This is a genomic window from Streptomyces sp. UH6, assembly GCF_013421635.1.
Classification (GTDB): Bacteria; Actinomycetota; Actinomycetes; order Streptomycetales; family Streptomycetaceae; genus Streptomyces; species Streptomyces abyssomicinicus.
This window is the reverse complement of record NZ_JACADT010000531.1, coordinates 1-3,919: the sequence shown is the minus strand read 5'-3', so window position 1 is coordinate 3,919 and position 3,919 is coordinate 1. Positions and strand designations below refer to the sequence as shown.

At 73.6% G+C, this 3,919-nt stretch carries 3 protein-coding genes and 1 pseudogene; all 4 read right to left on the bottom strand.

The window, feature by feature from the left end; all coding sequences use genetic code 11:
* Positions 1-366, bottom strand: a pseudogene (locus tag HW445_RS21400) (hypothetical protein); the annotation flags it as partial.
* A gap of 206 nt (positions 367-572) precedes the next feature.
* The gene (locus HW445_RS21395) at positions 573-1,790 is read right to left on the bottom strand and encodes an AAA family ATPase (protein ID WP_180222602.1); all 1,218 of its coding nucleotides are present in this window, start codon (positions 1,788-1,790) and stop codon (positions 573-575) included.
* Between the two features lie 83 nt (positions 1,791-1,873).
* Complete coding sequence (locus tag HW445_RS21390) at positions 1,874-2,911, bottom strand: aldo/keto reductase (protein WP_180222601.1); 1,038 nt, start codon at positions 2,909-2,911, stop codon at positions 1,874-1,876.
* An 81-nt stretch (positions 2,912-2,992) separates the two neighbouring features.
* On the bottom strand, positions 2,993-3,817 hold the full coding sequence (locus HW445_RS21385) for an NADPH-dependent oxidoreductase (RefSeq protein ID WP_180222600.1): 825 nt from the start codon (positions 3,815-3,817) through the stop codon (positions 2,993-2,995).
* Positions 3,818-3,919 lie beyond the last annotated feature (102 nt).

The window sequence follows — 3,919 nt, the reverse complement described above, 5'->3', positions numbered from 1 at the left end:
CGCCCGCGCGGCCCGTTCCCGGGCCTCCCAGTTCCGGACCAGCATCCGGCGCAGGGCGGACGCCTGGGCGAGGACGGCCATGGCGGCGGCGTAGGGGTCGCCGGCCGTCTCCCGGCGAAGTTCGGCGAAGTCCGCGGACCTCACCAGCGCGGTGACGATCCCGTGGTCGGCCAGCCGGGCGGGGTCCATCCGGGCGGGCTCGCGCAGCCGGGGTTCCGCCTCCTGGTACGCGGCCACGAACACGTCGGCGAGGAGGTCGTCGGCGTGTTCGTGCTGGGGGCGGAGTTCGTCGGCCAGCTCGCGCAGCGCGGCCGACCGGGCGAGCGTGTCGCGCCACGTGATCCGGTCGAAGAAGTCCGCCACCACGGTCGCCGTGTGACGCCCGCGTGGCCCGACGCCCGGACCGAGCCAGGGCGCACAGGGGCGTACCAGCTCGTCCAGCCCGACGGGTGTCCCGTCGCCGGCCCCGACCGTGACACCGTCGGCAGCTCTGTCCGGGGGACCGTCCGTGGCACCGTCGGCAGCTCCGCCGGGGACGTCGCCCGTGGGGCCGCCCGCCGGCTCCCCGGCACTCACCACTGCGCCTCCACCGTGCTCGCGTCCATGCCGAGGGCCTCGGTGAGCACCCGGGCGCGGACGGCGCGGTGACGACCGGTGACGCGGTCGATGGCGGCGGTGGAGCGCCCGGCGTCCGCCGCCTCCGTGCGCAGCTTCTCCAGTCGCTTGCCCGCCATGGCGAGCTTGTTGTGGGCGTTCTTGATGACCCACTCGCTCAGCGCCTCCCGCGACTGCCCGGCCATGGCGTCGAGCTGGGCCTCCAGCTCGTCGACGGTGTCGGCCAGGTCGAGGGCCTCCTTGGCGTCGGGATTGACCAGGTGCAGCACCTCCCGTTCGACGGCCGGGCGCTGGGCGGGCGAGTCCCACAGCACATGGGTCAGCATCGACAGGTCGGTCTCGGCGACCGCCGGACGGCCGTCCAGGTACGCCGACGCCTGGAGCAGCCGCACCGCCTGCCGCCAGCGACGGTCGGAGGCGATGAGTTCCTTGCGGCGCAGGGCGGCCCGCAGCGTGCACACGGCGTCCACGATCGTGTCCGGGACGGCGACCTCCGGGACGGCCTCGGTCACGGCCCGCCGCAACGCGTCCAGTTCGACGGTGGTCCGTACGGGGGCGGCCGGGCGGCTGACGGCGGAGCGGACCAGCGCGGCGAAGTTGGAGGGGTCCGCCAGATACCCGACCTCGATCCGCACCAGCAGCCGGTCGTAGATCGCGGCCGAGTCCTCGCCCTCCGGCAGTTCGTTGCTGGCGGTGATGGCGCCGATCAGGGGGCAGCGGATCGGTTCGCCGCCGTTCTCGGGGTGGTAGATCCGTTCGTTGAGGTAGCCCAGCGTCTCGTTCAGCGCGGCCGTGGAGCACTTGAAGATCTCGTCGATGAACGCGATGTGCGCGGTGGTGGCGCGGCCCTCGTACACCTGGCGGTACTCGCCCCGGGACAGCGCGGCCACGTCGATGGGCCCGAACATCCTCGTCGGAGCGGTGAACTTCGACAGCAGGATCTCCCAGTACGACGCCCCCTCGATCCGGCCGGTGAGCTCCCGGGCCATCTCGGACTTGGCCGTGCCGGGCGGGCCGAGCAGCAGGGAGTGCTGCCCGGCGAGCAGCGTCACCACCAGCGCGCGCACCACGTCGTCCCGCTCGTAGAAACGGTCCGACAGCTCCGCGGTGACCGCCCGCAGCCGCGCGGCCGTGTCGAGGGTGCCGTCGGGGTCCGGTCGGCCTCGCGCGCCCACTGTCGTCCCCGTTCCGTGGATACGTTCCGTGTCCTTCGGGGGACATTACCGTCCCGCGCCGGTTCCGACGCGGGCGGTCGGTGTCAGCGGCGCCGGCCCGTTCCGTGCACGCCGTGCTCGTCGATGGCGGCGAGCTCCTCGTCGGTGAACTCCGGGCCGCCGAGGGCCCGCAGGTTGTGGTCGAGCTGCTCCTTGGAGCTGGCCCCTATCAGCGCCGAGGTCACGGCGGGGTTGCGCAGCACCCACTGGAGTGCGAGCTGGGCCAGCGACTGGCCGCGGGACTCCGCGATCTTGTTCAGCTGCGCCGTGCGCTGCCGGTAGGTCTCGTCGATCTGGTCCGGCTTGAGGAAGTCGCTGTTGCCGGCGCGGGCACCGTCCGGAATGGTCTCCAGGTACTTGTCGGTGAGCAGGCCCTGGGCCAGCGGGGAGTAGACGACGAGGCCGAAGCCCTCCTCCACGGCCAGGTCGGCGAGGCCGTTCCGGTCGATGCTGCGGTCGTACAGGGAGTACCGCGGCTGGTGGACGAGCAGCGGCACGCCCTCGGCCCTCAGCAGCCGGGCGATCGCCGCGGCGCGGTCGGGCCGGTAGTTGGAGATGCCGACGTACAGGGCCTTGCCGGACCGGACGGCTGTCGCGAGCGCGCCGGCGGTCTCCTCCAGCGGCGTCGTCTCGTCCGGGGTGTGGTGGTAGAAGATGTCGACGTAGTCGGTGCCCAGATCGCGCAGGCTCAGCTCCAGAGAGGTCAGCAGTGCCTTGCGGCCGCCGCCGCGGAGGTTGGGGTTGGGCCCGAAGACGCCGCCGGCCTTGCTGGAGAGGACCAGCTCGTGGCGGTAGGGCGCCAGCTCCCGGCGCAGCACACGACCGAGGGTCCGCTCGGCGGCGCGGTGCGGCGGGCCGTAGCGGTTGGCGTTGTCGAAGTGGGAGATCCCCAGGTCGAACGCGTGCAGGATGATGTCCCGCTGGGTGTCGTAGGCGTGGTCGGCGCCGAACTTCTGCCACAGGCCGAGGGAGACGGCCGGAAGGACGAGCCCGGAGCGCCCGGTGCGGCGGTGGGGCAGAGACGCGTAGCGGTCGTCGGCCGCCCTGAAGACGTCCTCGTAGTGCGGGAACTGCTCGCTCATCGGGTGTTCTGCTCCAGTCGGGGCGTGTGCGGGAGGTGTGGGAAGGAACGACGGCGTCCAGGGGGTGACCCGGGACGGCGGTCAGCGGGAGGGCAGGCCGCGGTGTTCGAGGACCTCGCGGAGGCGGTCGCGGCCGGCCAGGGCGGCGGCGCCGGCGAGCCGGGCCAGGACGCGCTCCGTCCACGCGCCGGTCAGCCCGTGGGCGTGGTTGTAGGCGGCCAGGCGCTCGTCGTACGCCGGCAGCCCGGCGTCGGCCCGGCCGCCGTCGTAGGTCTCGCGGTGCAGGACGGCCGACTGGGGAAGACGGGGCTTGACGTCGGCGTCCTCCGCGGGGTCGGGGCGCCCGACGGCCAGCCCGAAGACGGCCACGCTGTGCGGCGGCAGCCCCAGTTCGCCGGCGACCTCCTCGGGGTGGTTGCGGACCGCGCCCACGAAGACCGCGCCCAGGCCGAGCGACTCCAGCGCCACCACCGCGTTCTGCGCCGCCAGCGCGGTGTCGATGACGCCGAGCAGCGTGGACTCCAGGTAGGCCGTGGCGTCGAGCGGCCTGCCGTTGCGCTCCGCCAGGCGGTGGCCGCGGTCGAGGTCGGCCACCCAGACCAGGAACAACGGCGCCTCGTCGATGAACCGCTGCCCTGCCGCGAGGTCCGAGAGCCGCCGCTTGCGCTCCGGTTCGGTCACCGCGACGACGCTCCACGCCTGCAGGTTCGAGGACGTCGACGCCGACGACGCCGCGGCCACGGCGGCCCGCAGTTCGTCCTCGGTGACGGGGTCCGGCAGGAAGGCGCGCACCGAGCGGTGGCGCAGCTGGTGCTCGATGACCGGCGAGGTCGCCGCGAGGACGAAGTCCGGGTCGCCGTAGCGGGCACCCGCCCGGTTGACTGCCGGGGAATCGATGAGGGTCATGCGCACGGCCTCTCTTCAAGGGGGAAGGGATCGACGACGGGCCGGTCGCCATGGCGGAGCCGCGGGTGGACCGGTGGTGCGGCGGTGCGGGGTGCGGTGCCG

Excerpts from the sequence above, each read along its gene's own strand:
- HW445_RS21390 (WP_180222601.1), bottom strand. The coding sequence starts at position 2,911 with ATGAGCGAGCAGTTCCCGCACTACGAGGACGTCTTCAGGGCGGCCGAC.
- HW445_RS21385 (WP_180222600.1), bottom strand. The coding sequence starts at position 3,817 with ATGACCCTCATCGATTCCCCGGCAGTCAACCGGGCGGGTGCCCGCTAC.